Annotated in this window: 18 protein-coding genes; 7 read left to right on the top strand and 11 right to left on the bottom strand. The window is 45.1% G+C overall.

Going from position 1 to position 22,250, the window contains the following annotated elements; all coding sequences use genetic code 11:
- Positions 1-37: 37 nt before the first annotated feature.
- From rplI to rpsF, 3 genes are read right to left on the bottom strand one after another with little or no spacing between them, the layout of a single operon-like run.
- Complete coding sequence (gene rplI, locus F7D47_RS02725) at positions 38-568, bottom strand: 50S ribosomal protein L9 (RefSeq protein ID WP_006847400.1); 531 nt, start codon at positions 566-568, stop codon at positions 38-40.
- Between the two features lie 20 nt (positions 569-588).
- On the bottom strand, positions 589-858 hold the full coding sequence (rpsR, locus tag F7D47_RS02720) for a 30S ribosomal protein S18 (RefSeq protein WP_006847399.1): 270 nt from the start codon (positions 856-858) through the stop codon (positions 589-591).
- Between the two features lie 2 nt (positions 859-860).
- On the bottom strand, positions 861-1,205 hold the full coding sequence (gene rpsF, locus F7D47_RS02715) for a 30S ribosomal protein S6 (protein ID WP_006847398.1): 345 nt from the start codon (positions 1,203-1,205) through the stop codon (positions 861-863).
- A gap of 189 nt (positions 1,206-1,394) precedes the next feature.
- Here rpsF and F7D47_RS02710 point away from each other — a divergent pair, with 189 nt between their 5' ends.
- Positions 1,395-1,592, top strand: a complete 198-nt coding sequence (locus F7D47_RS02710; RefSeq protein ID WP_153086319.1) for a hypothetical protein — start codon at positions 1,395-1,397, stop codon at positions 1,590-1,592.
- Between the two features lie 60 nt (positions 1,593-1,652).
- Here the strand turns inward: F7D47_RS02710 and rprY are convergent, their stop codons facing one another.
- From rprY to F7D47_RS02695, 3 genes are all read right to left on the bottom strand, one after another.
- Positions 1,653-2,351: a response regulator transcription factor RprY gene (rprY, locus tag F7D47_RS02705; RefSeq protein WP_006847396.1), complete on the bottom strand. Its 699-nt coding sequence runs from the start codon at positions 2,349-2,351 to the stop codon at positions 1,653-1,655.
- Between the two features lie 59 nt (positions 2,352-2,410).
- A complete protein-coding gene (locus tag F7D47_RS02700) occupies positions 2,411-3,904 on the bottom strand; it encodes a sensor histidine kinase (protein WP_006847395.1) in 1,494 nt (497 codons plus the stop codon).
- Between the two features lie 236 nt (positions 3,905-4,140).
- Positions 4,141-6,303 carry an elongation factor G gene (locus F7D47_RS02695; protein WP_118254846.1) on the bottom strand — a complete coding sequence of 721 codons (2,163 nt, stop codon included), beginning with the start codon at positions 6,301-6,303 and terminating at the stop codon, positions 4,141-4,143.
- A gap of 228 nt (positions 6,304-6,531) precedes the next feature.
- Between F7D47_RS02695 and hemW the strand changes: the two genes are divergently transcribed.
- Positions 6,532-7,668 (top strand): radical SAM family heme chaperone HemW, encoded by a 1,137-nt coding sequence (gene hemW, locus F7D47_RS02690; RefSeq protein WP_153086320.1) that lies wholly within the window; start codon positions 6,532-6,534, stop codon positions 7,666-7,668.
- 30 nt (positions 7,669-7,698) lie between these two features.
- On the opposite strand, the gene F7D47_RS02685 is transcribed toward hemW, so the two are convergent.
- From F7D47_RS02685 to F7D47_RS02675, 3 genes are all read right to left on the bottom strand, one after another.
- Positions 7,699-8,061: a hypothetical protein gene (locus F7D47_RS02685; RefSeq protein WP_022121911.1), complete on the bottom strand. Its 363-nt coding sequence runs from the start codon at positions 8,059-8,061 to the stop codon at positions 7,699-7,701.
- Between the two features lie 271 nt (positions 8,062-8,332).
- A complete protein-coding gene (locus tag F7D47_RS02680; RefSeq protein ID WP_117692257.1) occupies positions 8,333-9,679 on the bottom strand; it encodes a citrate/2-methylcitrate synthase in 1,347 nt (448 codons plus the stop codon).
- Between the two features lie 34 nt (positions 9,680-9,713).
- Entirely contained in the window at positions 9,714-11,972 is a 2,259-nt protein-coding gene (locus tag F7D47_RS02675) for an aconitate hydratase (protein ID WP_153086475.1), read from the bottom strand.
- Between the two features lie 331 nt (positions 11,973-12,303).
- Here F7D47_RS02675 and trmD point away from each other — a divergent pair, with 331 nt between their 5' ends.
- Positions 12,304-12,978 (top strand): tRNA (guanosine(37)-N1)-methyltransferase TrmD, encoded by a 675-nt coding sequence (gene trmD / locus F7D47_RS02670; protein WP_006847387.1) that lies wholly within the window; start codon positions 12,304-12,306, stop codon positions 12,976-12,978.
- A gap of 145 nt (positions 12,979-13,123) precedes the next feature.
- On the opposite strand, the gene F7D47_RS02665 is transcribed toward trmD, so the two are convergent.
- Positions 13,124-13,975 (bottom strand): patatin-like phospholipase family protein, encoded by an 852-nt coding sequence (locus tag F7D47_RS02665; RefSeq protein ID WP_153086321.1) that lies wholly within the window; start codon positions 13,973-13,975, stop codon positions 13,124-13,126.
- 208 nt (positions 13,976-14,183) lie between these two features.
- On the opposite strand from F7D47_RS02665, the gene F7D47_RS02660 reads away from it, so the two are divergent.
- The 4 genes from F7D47_RS02660 (at position 14,184) to F7D47_RS02645 (ending at position 20,903) form a co-directional block, all read left to right on the top strand.
- Complete coding sequence (locus F7D47_RS02660) at positions 14,184-15,590, top strand: aminopeptidase P family protein (RefSeq protein ID WP_153086322.1); 1,407 nt, start codon at positions 14,184-14,186, stop codon at positions 15,588-15,590.
- 84 nt (positions 15,591-15,674) lie between these two features.
- Positions 15,675-16,886 (top strand): aminopeptidase C, encoded by a 1,212-nt coding sequence (locus F7D47_RS02655; protein ID WP_022121917.1) that lies wholly within the window; start codon positions 15,675-15,677, stop codon positions 16,884-16,886.
- Positions 16,887-17,152: 266 nt separating this feature from the next.
- Positions 17,153-18,874 carry a single-stranded-DNA-specific exonuclease RecJ gene (gene recJ / locus F7D47_RS02650; RefSeq protein WP_006847382.1) on the top strand — a complete coding sequence of 574 codons (1,722 nt, stop codon included), beginning with the start codon at positions 17,153-17,155 and terminating at the stop codon, positions 18,872-18,874.
- Positions 18,875-18,989: 115 nt separating this feature from the next.
- A complete protein-coding gene (locus tag F7D47_RS02645) occupies positions 18,990-20,903 on the top strand; it encodes a RecQ family ATP-dependent DNA helicase (RefSeq protein ID WP_022121918.1) in 1,914 nt (637 codons plus the stop codon).
- Positions 20,904-21,112: 209 nt separating this feature from the next.
- On the opposite strand, the gene ilvC is transcribed toward F7D47_RS02645, so the two are convergent.
- The gene (ilvC, locus tag F7D47_RS02640) at positions 21,113-22,156 is read right to left on the bottom strand and encodes a ketol-acid reductoisomerase (protein ID WP_089543564.1); all 1,044 of its coding nucleotides are present in this window, start codon (positions 22,154-22,156) and stop codon (positions 21,113-21,115) included.
- Positions 22,157-22,250: the final 94 nt, after the last annotated feature.

Below are 22,250 nucleotides of genomic sequence, written 5' to 3'. Positions count from 1 at the left end.
AAAATATCGTACTTCATACAAATTGATTGAGCTAGGATTATTCAGCTGCTGGAGCCTCTTCCTCAGCTGCAGCCTCAGCAGGTGCCTCAACTGGAGCCTCCTCAGCAGCAGGAGCTGCAACAGGAGCGTTCTCAGCAACAACATTAACTGGAACCTTAACCTCAACCTCCTTGTGGTAGTGTACAGTAGCCTCGTACTCACCAACCTTCTTAGCATCCTTCATAGTGATAATCTTGCGATCAACCTCGATGCCCTTCTTAGCGAGTTCCTCAGCAACAGTTGCAGCGTTAACTGAGCCATAGAGCTGACCAGTAGCGCTCACCTTAGCAGCAATAGTAAGAACAATGCCCTCGAGAGCCTCGCCCTTCTTAACAGCCTCAGCCTTGATAGCCTCAAGCTTGTGAGCCTGCTGCTTCAAATCCTCAGCCAACTGCTTCTTAGCAGATGGAGATGCGATAACAGCCTTACCTGTAGGGATAAGGAAGTTACGACCATAACCACTCTTTACATTTACGATATCGTTCTTATATCCAAGACCGATAATATCTTGCTTCAAAATAATTTCCATTCTTCTTTATCCTCCTTAAATTACTTCATCAAATCGGTTACGTAAGGAAGCAAAGCGATCTGGCGAGCACGCTTTACAGCCTGTGCTACACGGCGCTGATACTTCAAAGATGTACCTGTGATACGACGTGGAAGGATTTTACCCTGCTCGTTCAAGAACTTCTTCAAGAACTCTGGATCCTTGTAGTCGATGTACTTAATACCGCTCTTCTTGAAACGGCAATACTTCTTCTTCTTTGTGTCGATAGAAGGAGCAGTCAAATAACGGATTTCTGATTTCTGATCTGCCATGATTAAGCCTCCTCTTTTTTACCAAGCTTTGCACGACGCTTCTCTGCGTAAGCGGCAGCATACTTGTCAAGTTTAACAGTCATGTAACGAATTACTTTCTCGTCGCGGCGATAAGCTGTTTCGAGCTTAGCGATAACAGTTGGCTCAGCCTTGAACTCAACCAAGCTGTAGAAGCCTGATGTCTTCTTCTCGATGTTGTAAGCCAACTTCTTCAAACCCCAAGCCTCTTTGTTCAGAATCTCAGCACCATTATCGGTGAGTACCTTCTCGAACTTAGCGACCGTTTCCTTCATCTGTTCATCAGACAAAACGGGAGTCAAAATGAAAACGGTTTCGTATTGATTCATACTACTTTAAATGATTAAATATTAATATAAAAATTCTCATGCAAACCGGAAAATGTGTGCGAAAACACAGCCTTTTCACGAATTGCGGTGCAAAATTACGACTTTTTCTTGAATTAACCAAATATTTTTCGTACTTTTGCACAAAATAATTGTTAATAGTATAAAAACAACCTCTAAATTGTAAAGAATATGGCAAAAATGAACAAGAAACTGATTACTCTGCTCCATACCCTACCATCTATGGGCATGGCTTTCACCGTTTTAGGCGTCCTGCTGATGGTGGCCAGCTTTGCGTTTTCCATTCAGGGAAACAGCGTACTCTTCGCTGGCCTCTTTTTCATTCTGGCGGGAGTAGCCGGATTTGTATATTCATTAAAAAAAGGATAAGCCGATCATCGACTTATCCTTTTTATATCTTTGGGAATCTTTTCCCAATTACAGAATCATTTAATCTTCGTTAGGAACTATCAGTTTGTATCCCTTACCATGGATATTGATGATTTCAATCTGAGGATCGTCCTTCAAATGCTTACGGAGTTTGGTAATGTAAACATCCATTGAGCGTGCATTGAAGTAATTGTCATCAATCCAGATGGTCTTCAGAGCAAAATCGCGCTGCAGAATTTCATTAGAGTGAGCACAGAGCAAAGCAAGAAGTTCATTCTCCTTGGTAGTAAGCTTGGTCTGCTTTTCACCAATGGTAAGAAGCTGCTTCTGTGTATCGAAGGTAAAGTCACCAATGTGATACATGGTAGACTCCTTGCTCTTCTTGCCACGTACGCGGCGGAGAATAGCCTCTACACGGAATACCAATTCTTCCATAGAGAATGGCTTGGTGATATAATCATCAGCACCAATCTTGAAACCTTCAAGGATATCTTCCTTCAATGTCTTGGCAGTAAGGAAGATGATTGGGAGGTCGGCATTGGTCTGACGAATTTCCTGTGCCAGGGTAAAGCCGTCCTTCTTTGGCATCATCACGTCGAGTACTGCAATATCAAACTTATTTTTATTGAATTCCTTATAACCTACCTCGCCATCAGGGCACAGAACTGTAGTAAATCCCTTTGCCTGCAAATATTCGCGAAGCAACATACCTAAATTTTCATCGTCCTCGCAAAGCAAGATTTTAATTTTCTCTTCCATATCTTTATTCTTTAAAATTATTAATATTCTTTTAATTCTTTATTCTGTTTCTTCAAGTCTTAACTGTGAATCACCGGCAGCTTGATGGTAAAGGTTGTGCCCTTTCCTAATTCGCTATCTACCTTAATTTCACCATCATGAAGATCTACTATCTTCTTGACATAAGCCAGTCCCAGTCCGAATCCCTTCACATCATGGACATTGCCTGTATGTACGCGGTAGAACTTGTCGAATATCTTCTTCAGATTCTCCTTCTTCATACCCAGACCGGTATCCGTGATTGAGAGATACAGATGCTCTTCATCATTCCAGGTCTTCATCGTAATGTTAAGCGGCTCGTCTGGCTTGCGGTATTTCACGGCATTGTCCATCAGATTGAAGATGACATTCTGGAAATGTACCTCATCAACATAGAGTCCCGAATCGATAGCCTCAATATCGGTATAGACCTTTCCGCCAGTATGCTCAACGCGGAGCGAGAAGGAATTGGCAATATTCTCAACCATCTCGTTCAGATCGAGTTCTTTCTTCTTGAACACCGCCTTCTTGCGGTCGAACATACTCATCTGCAATACCTTTTCTACCAGGAAACGAAGACGCTTCGATTCATCGTTGATCACGTTACCCAGATGTTTCTGCATCTGTTCGCTCTTTGCTACCGAGGTATCATTGAGCATCTGCGCTGCCAGACTGATACTGGCTATCGGCGTCTTCAGTTCGTGGGTCATATTATTGATGAAGTCGTTCTTTATCTCTGTATATCTCTTTTGTCTGAAGATAACCACAATGGTAAAGATGAAGGTAATCAGCAGTACCAGCGTGAAGATGACACTAGGAATCATGAAGCGCACACTGGAGAAGATATAGCTGTTCATATCCGGGAAATGCACCCTTACTACGCCCATCTTAGACTGTGGGTCGTTGCGGAAGAGCACCTGTGAGTAGCTGTATTCCTCACCCTCGTCCGTATAGTCAGGACAGCGGTAAACCTCTCGTCCATCCTGAGTAGTCACGGTGAAATGATAAGGAATGTTGATACCATTATTCATCATCTCAGCCTTGAGGTCCTGATCGAGCTGCTTGAAGTTGATTCTCTCCTTCAGCGGCTTGTCTGATGCCGAATAAAGGATAGAATATACCACCTCATCCAGCAACGCTTTCTGATAGACATAGCGGTTCTTCACGATTTCCTGAAGCGACTTCTGTGTTTCTGTCAGCGAATTCTTATCGCTACGCAGTATCATCGCCTTCGGCATATTGCCAGGATGTGTGGCATTTGTCTTCAGCTCGAAAGTTGAATAAACTGCCGTTCCCTTGTTCTTATCTTTATTGGCCTTACGTTCTGTCTCGTTGACATTCTTTTCGAGATAGCGCAGAGTTTCATTAAGCTCCAAATTTCTTGAAGCTTGATACAGGGCTCTGTTGACCGACTCGTCAAACTGTTCCTTCTTCATGTTTACCATCTCCTGGATGTAACTGAGCTGCAAGTACAGCAGCGCAAGGAACGAAAAGCCCATGATAATGGCTATGGTCCAAATCGTTTTCTTCTTCATGGGGGCAAAGATAAGAAATTTCTTAATCAGTTAACTTAAAATCGTTAATTAATTATTTACTCTTTCTAGTTTTTAACATTTTTCGGTATTTTTAGTTTCGTATATAAAACTATTTTTTATTTTCCATAAAAAAAAGAGAGGAAGTATACATATCACATGCACACTTCCCCATATTGGTCATATCAACATAAAATTTTAATTTATATAAGAGAGATTTTTCTCTAACCTAACGATTACTATTCAGCATCCTTCTCCAATTCAGCCTCATGATCCGCAATCAGCTTACTCTGAATGTCGGAAGGAACCAACTCGTAGCTGGCAAACTTGGTAGTGAATGAAGCACGTCCACCAGTCAATGAACTCAGAGAGATGGAATAGCTGGCAAGTTCCTTCAGAGGAATCTTGGCACTCAGCTTCTGATAACCAGCCTCGCTGTCCATACCCATAATGAGAGCACGACGTCCCTGGAGATCACTCATCACATCACCCATGAAATCAGCAGGCACATAAACCTCAAGATCATAGATAGGCTCCAGAATCTTCGGACCAGCCTGTTTGAAGGCATCGCTGAACGCATGGCGGGCAGCAAGCATGAACGAAAGTTCATTACTATCTACTGGGTGCATCTTACCATCATAAACGATGACACGTACATCACGTGCATAACTGCCCGTCAACGGACCATGTTCCATACAGTCCATAATACCCTTCAGAATTGCTGGCATGAAGCGGGCATCAATGGCACCACCAACCACAGAGTTGAGGAATACCAGTTTACCACCCCATGGCAAGCTAACCTCTTCACGGCTCTTGATATTCATCTTGAATTCCTGGCCGTTGAAGGTAAATGATGTAGGATCAGGCATACCTTCTGCGTATGGTTCAACAATGAGATGAACCTCACCAAACTGACCGGAGCCACCACTCTGTTTCTTATGGCGGTAGTCAGCACGAGCCTTCTTGGTAATAGTCTCACGATATGGAATACGTGGCTCTTCGAAAGTCACATTGAGTTTCTCGTTGTTTTCCAAACGCCACTTCAGTGTGCGGAGATGGAACTCACCCTGACCTCTTACGATTACCTGACGCAATTCCTTGCTCTGATCAACAATCCAAGTAGGGTCTTCCTGGCGCATCTTCAGGAGTGCAGCCATCAGTTTCTCTGTATCCTGAACATTGGCAGCCTTGATAGCACGTGAATACTTAGGGTTAGGATATTTAATGAAGTCGAAACGCCACTCAGCCCCCTTACCATTAAGGGTATTGCCGGTCTTCACGTCCTTCATCTTCACGGTACAGCCAATATCACCGGCATTCAACTGCTCTACAGGCACACGGTTGGCACCCGCACAGGCATAAATCTGTCCGATACGCTCCTTGGAGCCACGATCTGCATTAGTCAGATCGTCACCATTCTTGATAGAGCCGCTCATCACCTTGAAGTAGCTAACCTCACCGATATGAGGTTCCATACCAGTCTTGAAGAAGTAAACACTCTCAGGACCATTGCTGTCTGGCGTAATTTCCTCACCACGTGTATTATGCAGTTTCGGCATCTCGCTTACGAAAGGAACCACATTGCCCAGGAACTCCATCAGGCGGTGAACGCCCATCGACTTACCTGCACAAACGCAGAACACAGGGAAGATGCTACGGGTAACCAATCCCTTGCGGATGCCCTCGCGAAGTTCATCTTCTGTCAGACTCTCGCTCTCGAAGAACTTCTCCATCAGTCCCTCATCGTTCTCGGCTGCAGCCTCTACAAGAGCCGTATGAAGTTCCATGGCTTTCTCCATTTCTTCTTCTGGAATATCTTCAATAATAGGAGCACCGCCCTCAGGCTTCCAGGAATATTTTTTCATCAATAAGACGTCAATGAGAGCATTGAAGCCTGAACCGGTCTCGATAGGATATTGTATCTGCACACACTTAGAACCGTAAATGTCCTTCATGGTGGCTATGATATTATCAAAGTCGCACTTGTCTGAGTCGAGCTGGTTTACCAGGAAGATGACAGGTTTACCCAACTTCTCTGTATAACGGAAGTTGTTCTGTGTACCTACTTCTGGACCATACTGACCATTAATAAGGATAACTGCCTGATCGGTAACATTGAGTGAAGTAATGGCGCCTCCCACGAAATCATCGCTACCTGGGCAATCTATAATGTTAAGCTTCTTGTTGTTCCACTCTACATGAAAAACTGTAGGGAACACAGAGTAGCCGTATTCCAACTCAACTGGGAAGTAGTCGCTCACCGTATTTTTCGCTTCTACAGAGCCTTTACGCTTGATAACGCCTGCTTCAAATAACATACTCTCGGCAAGTGTAGTCTTGCCGCTACCCGCACTGCCCAACAGCGCAATGTTTTTAATCTCATTTGTCTGATAAACTCTCATGACGCTTATAGATTTTTAAGGGTTATACTTAAATTTGCTAGTTGCAATCCACAGTCAAACCACCGGTTTTTCTGTTTCATGCTACTAAAGTACAAAAAAAATCGCACATTGCCAAAAGTTTTGGGCAAAAAACTTCTGTTTTTTAAAACATATTAGTACTTTTGCACTTTGTTTAGACATGTTTTTGTCTTTACACCTTATTATATATAGAAAAAGAAGTTCAGAAATATGGCAGGACTATACATACATATCCCCTTTTGTGAAAGCCGGTGCATCTACTGCGGTTTTTACAGTACCACCTCCCTCAAGTTAAGGGATGATTACACTGATGCACTCTGCCGGGAGATGCAGATGCGCCCGGCAAAAGCCGCTCTCGGAAGCAATGAAACTATCGAAACCATCTATCTGGGCGGTGGAACCCCGAGTCAGCTCAACGGCTCCCAACTCAACCAGATTTTCTCTGCTATCAGAAAAAACTATACGCTGGCAGAGAATATGGAGATCACGATGGAATGCAATCCGGACGATGTAACCGGCGATTTCTGTGAAACGCTGAAGCAACTCCCCATCAACCGCATCAGCATGGGGGCACAGACCTTCTGTAACGAGCGTTTACGCTTTCTGCATCGCCGTCATAATGCCGGAGAGGTAGAAGAAGCCGTCACCCGACTCCGTAACATCGGCATCCGCAATATCAGTATCGACCTGATGTTCGGATTCCCTGAAGAATCTCTTTCCCAATGGATGAGCGATATCAGGCACGCCATACAGCTGGATGTGGAACACATATCTGCCTACAGTCTGATGTACGAAGAGGGAACTCCCCTCTACCATATGCTGAAACAGGGAAAGATTAGCGAAATAGATGAAGAAACCAGTCGCAAGATGTATGAAACCCTGATAGACCAGCTTACTGGAGCAGGCTACGAACATTATGAAATCAGCAATTTTGCCCGTCCGGGCTTCCGTTCACGCCACAACAGCAGTTACTGGCACGAGGTACCATATATCGGAATAGGAGCGGCCGCCCACTCCTACAATAGGAAGCAGCGCAGCTGGAATATCGAAAATATCCAGACTTATATTCGAAGCATCGGCGATGGCATTCTGCCTTCTGAGAGTGAACAGCTAGATATTTTCACCCGATACAACGATCTGATAACAACCGCCTTGCGAACAAGCGACGGAATAAACCTCATGAAGATGGAGCAGGAATTCGGAAAAGAACTGGCAGACAGACTGCTCCAGGAAGCCCAGTCGCATATCAGCCGGGGACTGATGAAAATAAAGAACGGCAGGCTCTCCCTCACTCGGGAAGGTCTTTACATATCGGATGATGTGATGAGTGATTTCATGATTATATAATGGTTTCAATAAACAAAAAAGCCTTGGAATCTAATTCCAAGGCTCTAATTTCTTTAAACCATTTTTCTTGTATACTTCATAATAAAAAGCTTTAATGCTCTTGACCACTTGTATGGTAGATTTCTTTTTCTGCAACATAGGCTTAACCAGCTGCATCACAGCAAAACAAACTACCACAATAAGCAATACTACTGCCCAAGAGAGAATCTCACTCTGAATATCCAAAATTGGCTGGAGGCCAATGCCCAAAGCCACAGGCAGGATAAAACAGACCCAATCTATCGGGCTGTCAAGCTTGGTTGATTCGATATATTCATCGCGTAGTGCTTTTGGAGCATTCAAGATTAATCTTTTCTGGTGCTTATTCCAGTAATCTTCAAATTCTTTTTCCATGCAATCCATTTACTGTTTTGTCTTAAAACTAGACGGTTAAAACTTCAATACTTATACTTTTCTTTATACTTTTCGGCTACAAAGATAAGAATAATTATTCATTTCTCCAAAATTACAACATACTACTTTGAATATTTAACGTATATTAATTCTAATGGTCAAAACAAAAACTTCACTGCATCACTTGACAATAGCCTGCTTGTATATAGACAGGAAAAGGCAACACCCAACGACGGGCATTGCCTTTCTTGTATAATAACAAAGAGGAATTTTATCTCTCATTAAGTGGCTTATACTCCAGTTCGCCAAGAATATTCTTATATGCAGGACGGATAATACGACGGCCTTCGAAATTGAGTTCTTCAATACGATGGGCTGTCCAACCCACGATACGTGCCATGGCGAAAATAGGTGTATAGATTTCCTGTGGCAAACCAATCATTTCATAGATAAAGCCACTGTAGAAATCAAGATTTGCACACGCTGGCTTGCTGCCTCCACGGTGTTCCTGCAGACATTTGATACCTTCCTGCTCTATCAACTTCAGGAAATTATACTCGTCTTCTCTACCCTTTTCCTTGGCAAGTTCACCTGCCAGGCGCTTCAGTTCAACGGCACGTGGGTCACTCAAAGTATAGACCGCATGACCGATACCATAAATGAGACCTGTCTTGTCATAAGCCTCCTTGTTGAGCATTCGCTTAAGGTAAGTATCAAGTTCAGTTACATTACCCCAATCCTTGATAGCTTCTTTCAAGTGGTGGAACATATTGATAACCTTGATATTGGCACCACCATGCAAAGGACCCTTTAAACTACCGATACCAGCAGCAATAGAACTGTAAGTATCTGTACGGGTAGAAGATGTTACACGTACTGTAAAGGTTGAGTTGTTACCACCACCATGTTCTGCCTGGATAATCAAGAGAAGGTCGAGCATACGGGCATCCAGTTCGGAATAGTTTTCATGCTTCATCATATAAAGAAAGTTCTCTGCAATAGAGAGATTCTCACGAGGATGACGAATATGTAGACTTCTACCCTGAACAGAGTGACGGTAGATATTGTATGCATAAGCAATGATGGTTGGGAACTTGGCAATCAACTCAATACTCTGGCGCATCAGATTGTCACGGCTGATGTCATCCGGATTCGGATCGAAGGTGTACATTTCGAGCACACAACGGGCCAGGATGTTCATGATGTTGCTGCCTTCCAGCTCGATGATATGGGTAATCGTACGATGATCAAGCGGCATATTATCGTTCAAAAGTTCCTTGAAAGCATCCAATTCCTCCTTATCAGGCAACTGGCCCGAGAGCAGCAGGAAGGCTACTTCCTCGAATCCGAAGCGCTTCTCCTTCAAGAGAGGAGTTACCAGGTCATCAAGTTCATAACCACGATAATAAAGTTTACCTTCTGTAGGGGTCAACTTACCTTCTGCATCGCGCTCATAACCCACTACATTACCGATATTGGTCAGTCCGACCAACACACCAGAGCCATCCTCATTACGAAGTCCACGCTTCACATTGAACTTCTTGAATGCATCCTTATCAATCTTGCATGAGTTTTTTACCTCATCGCTTAATTTATATATTAAATATTCTTTATTCATAACTGTTACTTTTTTAGCTGTATGGCTACAACTATTATTTTTTTGCAGCAAAGTTCAATGCAGAACCAGCCTTAAACCATGCAATCTGTGTATCATTATAAGTATGCTCAACCTCGAAACTATCCTCAGAACCATCCTTGTGCTTCAGGGTGACGGTGAGTTTAGAACCTGGAGCAAACTCCTTCAAACCTGTCAAAGAGATGCGGTCGTCCTCCTGCACCTTATTATAATCATCCTTGTTGCAGAATGTGAGGGCAAGCATACCCTGCTTCTTCAGGTTGGTTTCGTGGATGCGGGCGAAACTCTTGGCGAGAATCACCTTCACGTTGAGGAAACGAGGCTCCATAGCTGCATGCTCACGGGAAGAACCTTCACCATAGTTATCCTCTGCCACCACGATGCTGCTGATGCCTTTTGCCTTGTAAGCCTTGGCAGCGGTAGAAACCTCGACATAAGCACCATCCAACTGGTTCTTCACCTTATTGCTCTCACCGTTAAAGGCATTAACGGCACCCATTAAAAGGTTGTCGGAGATGTTCTGCAAATGTCCACGGAACTTCAGCCAAGGACCCGCCATAGAGATGTGGTCGGTGGTACATTTGCCCTCGGTTTTGATAAGAAGCGGCATATCTGTCAGGTCTTTTCCATCCCATGGAGCAAACGGAGCAAGTTTCTGGAGTCGGTTGCTGTCAGGCGAAATGACTACCTCTACATTGGCATTTTCTTCGCTTGGGGCAATGAATCCCTTATCCTCTACGGCAAAACCCTTAGGTGGGAAGGTGAAACCTGTAGGCGCATCGAGCATCACGCTGTTGCCATCCTTATCCAGCAAGGTATCTGTAGCCGGATTGAAGTCGAGACGGCCCGCAATGGTGAGAGCCACGGTGAGCTCTGGACTGCCGATGAAGGCAAACGTATTAGGGTTACCATCAGCACGGCGGCGGAAGTTTCGGTTGAAAGAGGTAACGATGGCATTCTTGCGCGTATTATCGTCGGTATGACGCTTCCACTGTCCGATGCAAGGACCGCAGGCATTGGTCATGATGAGGGCTCCAATCTTCTTGAAATCATCAAGGATGCCATCACGCTCGGCTGTATAGCGAATCTGCTCTGAACCCGGGTTGATGATAAGCTGTCCCTTCACCTCAATACCTTTCTCATAAGCCTGACGGGCAATGCTGGCAGCACGGGCCAAGTCCTGATAAGAAGAGTTGGTACAGCTACCTACCAATCCTACTTCTACTACCATCGGATAATCGTTGGCAGGACCTTTTGCCTTCATATGAGAGATTGGTGTGGCTGCATCTGGAGTGAACGGACCGTTAAGATGAGGTTCAACCTTAGAAAGGTCGATTTCAACAATCTGGTCGTAGAAAGCAGACGGATCTGCCAACACCTCATCATCAGCACGGAGTTCGGCTGCATTCATCTGTGCGAGAGATGCAATTTCTTCACGGCCTGTCTTGCGGAGATACTCGCTGGCATTCTGGTCGAATGGGAAGATAGAGCATGTGGCACCCAATTCGGCTCCCATGTTACAGATGGTAGCCTTGCCGGTGGTAGAGATGCTGTCCAATCCCTCGCCGAAGTATTCGAGGATGGCATTGGTTCCGCCCTTTACGGTAAGGATGCCGAGGATTTCGAGAATCACATCCTTAGGAGTGGCCCAGCCTGAGAGTTTACCTGTGAGATGCACACCTATGAGACGTGGCATCTTGAGTTCCCAAGGCTGACCGGTCAACACATCTACGGCATCAGCACCACCTACACCTACTGCCACCATGCCGAGACCACCGGCATTAGGAGTATGAGAATCGGTACCCACCATCATACCTCCAGGGAATGCATAGTTTTCGAGCACTACCTGATGGATGATTCCGGCACCTGGTCCCCAGAAACCGATATGGTATTTCTGAGAAACAGACTTCAGAAAGTCGTAAACCTCCTTATTGGTCTTGCAAGCCTCAGGAAGATCTTGTGTTGCGCCCACATCGGCACGAATCAAGTGATCACAATGTACGGAAGCAGGTACGGCCACTTTGTCCTTACCCGCATTCATGAACTGCAAGAGTGCCATTTGCGCAGTCGCATCCTGCATCGCCACGCGATTAGGTCGGAAGTCAACATATTCCACACCTCTTTTATATGGTCGCAACTGTGTTGGGTCGAAAAGATGTGCAAAGAGCACCTTCTCGGCATAAGTAAGAGGTCGTTTCACCGTAGCCTTAGCCTGGGCTACACTTTCCGAATACGAAGCGTAAAAGCTTCTCAGCATTTCAATGTCCAATATCATCTTGTTCACAATTTTAATTAATTATACACTCTTTCGAGCTATTCTGTTTGCAAAAATACAACTTTTTCTACAAATAGTAGCATGTTTTATCGAAAATTTATCATTTTGATATGATTTTTCTATTTTTTGATAATTTTGTTGCATATTTATACGTTAATCACTCTCTTTTTCCGGAAAAACAGGATTATGATATGAAAAGACAAGAATGGCTACGGAAAGGCAGGAAAACAGAGAAAAAAAGAAAGGAAAGTGAAGAAAAGAGGAGTTAAAATGAAAGAAAAAGCAAATTTTTTTGGTACTCTCCGCATTATTTATTATTTTTGCAGATGTTATGAGAATAGACATTATTACAGTATTACCAGAGATGCTGGAGGGATTCTTCAATGAGTCCATTCTGGCACGTGCGCAGAAGAAGGGTCTAGCGGAGATTCATCTGCACAATCTGCGTGACTACACATTAGATAAATGGAAGCGTGTGGACGACTATCCATACGGCGGAAGTGCCGGCATGGTGATGCAATGTGAACCAATAGACCGCTGCATTGCTGCACTGAAGGCTGAGCGCGAGTATGATGACGTGATTTACGTTTCGCCAGATGGTGAAACTTTCAACCAGAAGATAGCCAACGAAATGTCGATGCAGGGTAACCTCATCATCCTCTGCGGTCACTACAAGGGTATTGACCAGCGTGTGCGCGACCATCTCATTACCCGCGAAATCAGTGTAGGTGATTATGTGCTGACGGGTGGCGAACTTGCTGCAGCCATCATCTCAGATGCCGTCATCCGACTGGTTCCGGGTGTCATCAGCGACGAACAGAGTGCACTTTCCGACTGTTTCCAGGACGACATTCTTGCCGCCCCTATCTACACCCGTCCTGCCGACTACAAGGGATGGAAGGTTCCGGAGATTCTGCTCAGTGGCAACGAAGCCAAGATTCGCCAGTGGGAATTCGACCAAGCCATGGAAAGAACCAAGCGCCTGCGCCCTGACCTGCTGAAATAAGAAGAAATCATTGCTGATTACTATCATACCCAGAACGGTAATTTTTAGGCACGGTGTAATCCGTTTCTAAAAATCACCGTTCTACTCATTCTCAAGCCATATACTAAAACTCTACACCTTATTTATCAACTACACCTTATTAATATTATTCTTTTTCTACGCATTTTTCGCAGAAAGCCTCACCCAGCATGAAACCTTCTTCGTAGAGGCGTTCCAGTTTATCGGTATCCTTCTCTATTCTGCCAACTTCCAACGGACGGATTGGACGGATACAGGTAATCTTATCCGCAGCCTCCAGATCATCTACAAGCTGGATCTGTTCGTTATAAGCCCGATGACGGTGACTCAGAGCCACACGTAGGCGAGGATAGTTCTTATATAAATAAGGTATCTTATGGTCTTTGCCCATATCACGCCATCCTTTGTTGCGAGTCAGGACAACCACATTGTGTTGCCACCCCATGTCAATGGCGTGCTGTACCGGAATACTGTCCGCAATACCACCATCCAACATCGGAATGCCATCCACTTCCACAATCTTGCTCACATATGGCAAACTGCTGGAAGCACGCACAATATCCAGTGCACGCTGCCTGTCATGATTCTCGGAAAGATACATAGCCTTGCCCGTAAGACAATTGGTAGTAACCATCTCGAAACCATCGGCATACTTAAAATAGGTATCAAAATCGAAAGGCAAGAGCTGGTTCGGAAACTTATCGTAGAGCAATTTGCGGTCGAAGATACACCCCTGAGTCACCAGATGGCGAATACCGATATACTGGTATCGGGCCAGATAATCGATGTTAGAGATACGGGCACGCCGAGGCTGGCGGCTCATATACGACATGCCATTACATGCCCCAGCTGATACAGCCACCGTATAAGGGAAATGAACATCATGCTTCATGAAGGCATCCAGTACCCCACTGGTGAAGACCCCTCGCATGCCTCCTCCCTCAAGAACCAAACCTGTTGTTTTCAAATTCAATTTCATAACACACTCTCTGCTTTTAAAATTCTGAAAATAATTATATTTTGCTCGCAGCATAGACAATTTTCTTACATTTTGTCTAGCAAAAAGCCGTTTTTATATTAATTATTTATAAATTTACGCGTTTTATTCAATTTTGCTTGCAAAGATACGTATTTTTTTGGAAATAATTGCTAACTTTGCAAGCAAAATAATGTAAAAAACTAAAAATATGTTCAGCAAAGAGACTTACATCAGCCGCAGACAGGAGCTGAAGAAGCTTGTGAAAAGCGGCGTAATTATACTTTTCGGAAACAACAATTCACCATGTAATTTCCCTAACAACGGATATTACCCTTTCCGTCAGGACTCGACATTTCTCTATTATTTCGGATTGCAGCGCGACGGTCTGGTAGGTGTGATAGATATAGACAACGATATTGAAACCCTGATTGGCGACGACATCGATCTCGTAGACATCGTATGGTACGGAAGCGTTGACAGCGTTCACGATCTTGCTGCACAGGTAGGCGTTCACAACTCAGCGCCTATGAAAACGCTCAAGACTATCTGCAACGACGCCATGTCGAAGAAGCGCAAGATTCATTTCCTGCCACCTTACCGCTACGACATCAAGCTGCAGGTATTCGACCTTCTGGGCATCCATCCTAACCAGCAGAAAGAAGAGGCCAGCATGGACCTCATCAAGGCTGTTGTGAAGATGCGTTCAACTAAGACCCAGGAAGAAATCGAGGAATTGGAGCGTGCTGCTGTCATCGGATATAAGATGCATACGACAGCGATGAAACTCGTACGTCCGGGTGTGACAGAAAAATATGTAGCAGGTCAGGTAAGCGGCGTTGCCCACTCTTACGGAGCCATGGTCAGTTTCCCAACCATCTTCAGTCAGCATGGTGAAATTCAGCATGGTTATCCATCTATGAATGTACTGGAAGAAGGCAGACTGGCACTCTGTGATGCAGGTGCAGAAACTATGAACAACTACTGTTCAGACAACACCCGCACCATGCCGGTGAGCGGAAAGTTCAGCCAGCGCCAGTTGGAAATCTACTCTATTGTAGAAGAATGCCACGACCATGCACTGGATGTAGCCAAGCCAGGCGTAAAATGGGCTGACGTACACTTCTCTGTATGTCGCTTGCTCTTCGACCGCATGAAGGAGCTCGGACTTGCAAAGGGTGATACAGAAGAGGCTGTAAAGGCTGGAGCACACGCCATGTTCCTGCCTCATGGTTTGGGCCACATGATGGGAATGGATGTTCACGACATGGAGAACCTCGACCAGATTAACGTTGGTTTCGACGAAGAGGTACGCCCTAATCTGGAGCAATTCGGTACCAACTGCCTGCGTATGGGTCGCCGTCTGCAGGAAGGTTTCGTGGTAACCGACGAGCCGGGAGTTTACTTCATCCCTGCCCTCATCGACGACTGGAAGGCATCCGGTCACTGTGCAGAATTCCTCAACTTCGACAAGATTGAGACCTATAAAGATTTCGGTGGTATCCGAATTGAGGACGATGTACTCATCACCAAAGATGGTTGCAGATTCCTGGGCAAAGACCGCATACCTTATCATCCAAAAGATGTTGAGGAGTTCATGGCAGCCAACAAGGAATAAAATTTCTGAAAGAGAAATCATTTCAGGAATAAGGAATCAGAGAGAAGATATAACAAGAACATTAATATAAAGAGAAAAGAATTCATGAAGAAAACTATGATTGTTGCAGCCTTGATGGCTTTGGTAGCCACAGGAGCAAATGCGAAGAAAGCTGCAGACTCTGCAGAAGTAGCAAAGAACAAACCTGTATTTACTGTAGTAAAGCAGAATCCTATCACTAGCATCAAGGACCAGAACCGCAGTGGTACGTGCTGGGCTTACTCTACCCTCAGCTACTTCGAGAGCGAAATCTTGAAGAAGACAGGCAAGACCTACGACCTCAGCGAAATGTTCGTAGCCAACAAGACTTATATGGACCGCGCCACAGTGGCAGTAAGAATGCACGGCGACGTGAGCTTCTCTGAGGGTGGTAGCGCCTACGATGTACTCTATGCTTTGCAGCACTATGGTATTGTACCTGAGTCTGCCATGCCTGCACCAGGTTCATTGACAGGTGACTCTTTGGCTAACTTCGGTGAGTTCTTCAATGTAATGACTCCATACGTAGAGGCAGTAGCAAAGAGCACAGCTAAGAAGCTTTCTCCAGCCTGGAAGAGCGGTCTTCAGGGCATCATCGACTCTTACATCGGTAAGGCTCCTGAGAAGTTTACATACGAGGGCAAGCAGTATACTCCACAGAGCTTCTGCCAGAGCCTCGGTTTGAATCTTGATGATTATGTAACCATTACCAGCTACACCCACCATCCAATGTGGAGCAAATTTGCTGTTGAGGTACAGGACAACTGGCGCTGGCCTTTGAGCTACAACGTTCCTATGGAAGACATCTGCAAGATTATCGACAACGCTGTAAACAACGGTTACACAGTAGCTTGGGGCGGTGACGTAACAGAAGATGGTTTCACTCGCAAGGGTCTCGGTATCGCTTACGACGTAAAGAAGGTTCGCTCTATGGCCGGTACAGATGCTGACCATTGGTTCAAGCTCTCTAAGGACGAGAAGAAGGAGAAGTTTGATTCTCTCGGCGTGAATGCTCCTGAGATTGTTCCTACACAGGCTATGCGTCAGGAAGCATTCGACAATTGGGAGACAACTGACGACCACGGTATGCACATCTACGGTATCGCTAAGGATCAGAACGGCAAGGAGTACTACATGGTTAAGAACTCTTGGGGCGAGTATGGTGACTACAAGGGAACCTGGTACATGACCAAGGCTTTCGTAGCTTACAAGACTATGGACTTCATGGTTAACAAGAACGCCCTTCCTAAGGACATCCGCAAGAAGCTCGGAATCTAGGAGAGTTTTAATAGTTAAAAGTTTATAGTTAACAGTCTATAGGTTTTCTATGGACATTCTCCTAAACAAAAATATTCAAGGGGCAGCAAACCGATGAGTTTGCTGCCTTTTTTGTTGCCAAGAAAATCTCTTATTTACTTATTTTGGGTTGCCAACAAGTCTTATTTTTACTTATTTCTAGGTAATTTAGTAAAATTCCTCCCTAAACATTTCCTTTTGTCATTTTATTTTCGTAACTTTGGGGGCAGAAATAAAAAATAATTAAAATGCATTTTAAATGGAATTACGAATCACCAACACCTGAACAGCAAAAAGCAGCTGAAGAATTAGGCGCCAAGCTAAATATGAGCCCAGTTCTTGCCCATTTGCTCATCAAGCGCGAGATTACGACAGAGTCTGCAGCCAAACGGTTCTTCCGTCCACAACTCTCAGATCTCATCAATCCATTCCTGATGAAAGACATGGATATTGCCGTAGACCGCCTGAACGATGCTATGGGTAGAAAGGAACGTATCCTTGTTTACGGAGACTATGACGTAGACGGATGCACCGCCGTTGCCCTGGTGTACAAATTCTTGCAGCAATTCTATTCAAACATCGACTACTACATTCCCGATCGCTACGACGAAGGTTACGGAGTGAGTAAGAAAGGAATTGATTTTGCTCATCAGACTGGTGTAAAACTGATTATTATTCTAGACTGCGGAATCAAGGCTATTCAGGAGATAGAATATGCCAAGAGTCTGGGAATAGACTTCATCATCTGCGACCATCACGTTCCTGACGATGTGATGCCACCTGCTGTGGCCATACTCAATCCGAAGCGTCCTGACGATCCTTTCCCATTCAAGCATCTCTGCGGATGCGGTGTAGGATTCAAGTTTATGCAGGCTTTTGCCAAGAACAACAACATTCCGTTCTCCAGGCTCATTCCTCTGCTCGACTTCTGCGCCGTGAGTATTGCTGCCGACATTGTGCCGGTGGTAGATGAGAACAGAATACTCGCCTTCCATGGTCTTAAGTTGCTGAATACCAACCCAAGTATCGGTCTGAAATCCATCATCGACATCTGCGGACTGAACGGACGCGAGCTCTCTATGAGCGATATTGTGTTCAAGATTGGTCCCCGCATCAATGCTTCAGGCAGAATGGAGAACGGCAAGCTGAGCGTAGATCTGCTGGTAGAAAGAGACTATTCCTCAGCCCTGCGCATGGCCAGACACATCAATGAGTACAATGAGCAGCGCAAAGACATAGACAAGCAGATGACTGAAGAAGCCAACGGCATCGTATCGCGTCTGGAAAGCATGAAACACAACTCCAGCATCGTGCTCTATGATGAAGGTTGGAAAAAGGGAGTCATTGGCATTGTTGCTTCCCGACTCACCGAAATCTACTTCCGCCCTACCATTGTTCTGACCCGGGATGGTGATATGGCTACAGGTTCAGCACGTAGCGTAACGGGATTTGACATCTACTCAGCCATCAAGAGTTGCCGCGACCTCCTGCTCAATTTCGGTGGTCATACCTATGCTGCCGGACTTACCTTGAAGTGGGATAAGGTTAGAGAGTTCAGAGACAGGTTCCAGCATTATGTAGAAGAGCATATTTCGCCTCAACAGACAGAACCGATGCTCAACATAGATGCTGAAATTGACTTTAAAGACATTACCAAGCATCTGCAGGCCGACTTGAAGCGCTTCTCTCCTTTCGGTCCATGTAACCAGAAACCTATTTTCTGCACCAACCGGGTATATGATTATGGTACCAGCAAGGTGGTGGGCAGAGAACAGGAACACATCAAGTTGGAACTGGTAGACTCAAAATCGAGCACGGTCTTAAACGGCATCGCTTTCGGTCAGAGTGCAGCTGCCCGCTACATCAAGAGTAAGCGAAGTTTCGACATAGCCTTCACCATAGAAGAGAATATTTTTAAGAAAAACCAAGTTCAACTTCAGATAGAAGACATCCGTCCAAACGAAGGATGAGGTACTTAGCTCTATGCATGGATTAGGCACTGATTACTCGGATTACACGGATTTGTAGAGCAAATCCGTCAGGACGCAAAAGCATCGAAATCTGCAAGGGCAAAAGTTTCAAAAAATGGCAGATAAATATCAAGAAATACTACGTACATATTGGGGGTATCCTGACTTTCGCGGCATACAACGAGACATCATCGAGAGTATAGCCCGAGGTGAGGATACCCTCGGTCTTATGCCTACAGGTGGCGGTAAATCCATCACCTTCCAGGTTCCAGCCCTTGCCCAAAAGGGCGTCTGCATTGTGGTAACTCCACTCATTGCGCTGATGAAGGATCAGGTTCAGCATCTCAAGGCCCGCAACATCCTGGCTGAAGCCATCTACACAGGATTGTCGCGCCAAGAGATTCTCCGAATATTGGAAAATTGTATTTTCGGTGAAATCAAGTTTCTGTATGTTTCACCAGAACGTCTTTCTTCAGAATTGTTCCAAACTAAACTGCGCCACATTACGGTGAGTTTCATCACGGTAGATGAAGCTCACTGCATCAGCCAGTGGGGTTACGATTTCCGCCCGTCTTATCTCGAAATTGCAAAAATAAGAGATATGAAGCCCGGTGTACCAGTCCTTGCTCTTACAGCTACGGCCACTCCCGATGTAGTAGAAGATATCCAGAACCAACTTCACTTCAAGAAGCAAAACGTATTTAAAATGAGTTTTGCCCGCAAGAATCTTGCCTATGTGGTGCGCACCACCAACGACAAGTTGACCGAAATGGTTCATATCCTGCAGTGTACCCAAGGCTCAGCAATCATTTACGCGAGAAGCCGAAAACGAACCAAGGAGATGGCAGGACTTCTGAACAAACAAGGTATTTCTGCTACATTTTACCATGCCGGACTGGATTCCGACGTGAAGGATATCCGACAGAAAAACTGGCAAAATGACGAGATAAGGGTAATGGTAGCAACCAATGCTTTCGGCATGGGAATAGACAAGTCAGATGTGAGAATGGTAATTCATATAGATTGTCCAGATTCACTGGAAGCCTATTTTCAAGAGGCGGGACGAGGCGGAAGAGACGGCGAAAAGGCTTATGCTGTGCTGCTCTACAACCAGAGCGATGAAAACAAACTCATGAAACGCATAGACGAAACCTTTCCAGACAAAGAATTCATCAAAGACGTTTACGAGCATCTTGCTTACTTTTTCCAGGTGGCAGTTGGAAGCGGAATGGGACAGACTTTCATGTTCGAGATAGAGAAGTTCTGCTTCACCTACAAGTACTTCCCTACTCGCGTAGATTCGGCTCTGCGCATTCTGGAGCGCTCAGGCTATATCCACTACGAGGACAATCCTGACGGAAAAGCAAGAATCAGATTTAACATCAGCCGAAATGATCTCTATCTGCTAGAGAATGTTTCGGAGAAGGAAGAGTCTGTTATTACGGGGCTTCTGCGTAATTACGGCGGTCTGTTTACCGACTATGTTTACATTGATGAGTCGCTGATAGAGCGTGTAAGCGAACTAAACCGTCAGCAGGTATACATGATTCTGAAAAATCTGAGTGCCCGCCACATCATCGACTTCATTCCCCGCCGCAAGACACCTTATATCAGCTACACGCGTCCTAGGGAAGATGGTTTCAGAGTTATCATCCCTGAGGAGGTATGGGAAGTACGCAAGAAACAGTTTACTGCCCACATCAAGAGCATTATCAGTTATGCAAAAAACGACAGCATCTGCCGTTCGCGCCAGCTTCTGAGTTATTTTGGCGAAAAAACGAAAATGAAGGACGACTGCGGGATATGTGATGTCTGCATAGACCACAAAATACCCCAGAAGCAAACTATTATATCAGAAATTCTAGACTTGCTGAAAGACGGAAAGCCACATGACATTACAGAATTAAACCAACTGAAATATGATTCAGAAGATATGGCTGCAGTTCTTGAAGAAATGGTTGTGGAGAATATGATGAATGTTGAGGAAGATGAAATCCGGCTTGAACCGAAACCGGAAATGAAGCCCTAATATCTTATAAGTCCTGAAGGAGTAAAAGCTTTTCAGAAGAGAGATGCTTTTGCCTTTTCAGGGCTTTTTGTATATGCCAGCATTGGGATTTCGCATACGCCAGCAGCGAGATTTGTATATGCCAGCAACTTATACCCCCATATAAACAGAAAAAAGGGAACGACACCTCTCGGGCCATTCCCTTTTCAACATTATGTACGAGAAAAAAATTAGTTATTCTCAGGGCGAAGTTTACGAACTGTAACACCAGCCTGCCACATTTCCTTGTTGCGCATAGCCTCGAGTTCAGCGTTCAACTTCTCGCGGTAATCAGCCTGAGAGTTCTTGTCGATAGAAATCTGAGCCTCGTTACCAGTCTTTACAGAGTAGTACAACCACTCCATTACAGGCTTGATAGCCTCACGGAAACGAGGAGCCCAGTCAAGAGCACCACGCTGAGCTGTTGTTGAACAGTTAGCATACATCCAATCCATACCCTTAGCACCGAAGAGAGGGCCAAGGCTCTGTGTGAGCTCCTCAACAGTCTCGTTGAAAGCCTCAGATGGTGAGTGACCATTCTCGCGGAGCACGTCATACTGTGCCTCCAACAATCCCTCAATTGCACCCATCAATGAGCCACGCTCACCTGTGAGGTCAGAAGTAGCCTCACGCTGGAATGTTGTCTTGAACAAATAACCGGCACCGATACCGATACCGAAGGCAATAGTCTTCTCCTCTGCCTTGCCAGATGCATCCTGGTATACAGCGTAAGAGCAGTTCAAACCACGACCCTCACAGAACATAGTGCGGAGAGAAGTACCAGAACCCTTAGGAGCAACCATGATTACATCAATATCCTTTGGTGGAACAACGCCTGTGCGGTCGCTCCAGTTGATAGCGAAACCATGTGAATAATACAAAGTCTTACCTGCTGTGAGGTGTGGCTTAATCTTTGGCCAGCATGCAATCTGACCGGCATCAGAAAGCAACATGCAGATGATAGTACCTTTTTCAGCAGCTTCCTCGATAGAGAACAGAGTCTTACCAGGAACCCAACCATCCTTCAGACACTTCTCGTAGGTCTTACCCTGACGCTGTCCGACGATGACGTTGAAACCATTATCGCGAAGGTTACAAGCCTGACCAGGACCCTGGATACCATAACCGATAACTGCGATTGTTTCGTTCTTCAATACTTCACGTGCTTTCTCCAATGAAAATTCATGACTGGTGACAACAGTTTCCATTACGCCACCGAAATTCATTTCTGCCATAATTTTTATTTTTTTTGTGCGGCTTGCCGTTTGTGGAGCCGCGGGTTATACTTGTCCATACGGATGCGAGCTGTATTCTTATCCAAAGAGAGCC

The organism is Segatella copri (genome assembly GCF_009494835.1).
GTDB lineage: Bacteria > Bacteroidota > Bacteroidia > Bacteroidales > Bacteroidaceae > Prevotella > Prevotella copri_F.
This window is presented reverse-complemented; position numbering and strand designations above follow the sequence as displayed.

Coding starts and splice junctions, on each gene's coding strand:
- rplI (WP_006847400.1), bottom strand. CDS start 568: ATGGAAATTATTTTGAAGCAAGATATTATCGGTCTTGGATATAAGAAC.
- rpsR (WP_006847399.1), bottom strand. CDS start 858: ATGGCAGATCAGAAATCAGAAATCCGTTATTTGACTGCTCCTTCTATC.
- rpsF (WP_006847398.1), bottom strand. CDS start 1,205: ATGAATCAATACGAAACCGTTTTCATTTTGACTCCCGTTTTGTCTGAT.
- F7D47_RS02710 (WP_153086319.1), top strand. CDS start 1,395: ATGGCAAAAATGAACAAGAAACTGATTACTCTGCTCCATACCCTACCA.
- rprY (WP_006847396.1), bottom strand. CDS start 2,351: ATGGAAGAGAAAATTAAAATCTTGCTTTGCGAGGACGATGAAAATTTA.
- F7D47_RS02700 (WP_006847395.1), bottom strand. CDS start 3,904: ATGAAGAAGAAAACGATTTGGACCATAGCCATTATCATGGGCTTTTCG.
- F7D47_RS02695 (WP_118254846.1), bottom strand. CDS start 6,303: ATGAGAGTTTATCAGACAAATGAGATTAAAAACATTGCGCTGTTGGGC.
- hemW (WP_153086320.1), top strand. CDS start 6,532: ATGGCAGGACTATACATACATATCCCCTTTTGTGAAAGCCGGTGCATC.
- F7D47_RS02685 (WP_022121911.1), bottom strand. CDS start 8,061: ATGGAAAAAGAATTTGAAGATTACTGGAATAAGCACCAGAAAAGATTA.
- F7D47_RS02680 (WP_117692257.1), bottom strand. CDS start 9,679: ATGAATAAAGAATATTTAATATATAAATTAAGCGATGAGGTAAAAAAC.
- F7D47_RS02675 (WP_153086475.1), bottom strand. CDS start 11,972: ATGATATTGGACATTGAAATGCTGAGAAGCTTTTACGCTTCGTATTCG.
- trmD (WP_006847387.1), top strand. CDS start 12,304: ATGAGAATAGACATTATTACAGTATTACCAGAGATGCTGGAGGGATTC.
- F7D47_RS02665 (WP_153086321.1), bottom strand. CDS start 13,975: ATGAAATTGAATTTGAAAACAACAGGTTTGGTTCTTGAGGGAGGAGGC.
- F7D47_RS02660 (WP_153086322.1), top strand. CDS start 14,184: ATGTTCAGCAAAGAGACTTACATCAGCCGCAGACAGGAGCTGAAGAAG.
- F7D47_RS02655 (WP_022121917.1), top strand. CDS start 15,675: ATGAAGAAAACTATGATTGTTGCAGCCTTGATGGCTTTGGTAGCCACA.
- recJ (WP_006847382.1), top strand. CDS start 17,153: ATGCATTTTAAATGGAATTACGAATCACCAACACCTGAACAGCAAAAA.
- F7D47_RS02645 (WP_022121918.1), top strand. CDS start 18,990: ATGGCAGATAAATATCAAGAAATACTACGTACATATTGGGGGTATCCT.
- ilvC (WP_089543564.1), bottom strand. CDS start 22,156: ATGGCAGAAATGAATTTCGGTGGCGTAATGGAAACTGTTGTCACCAGT.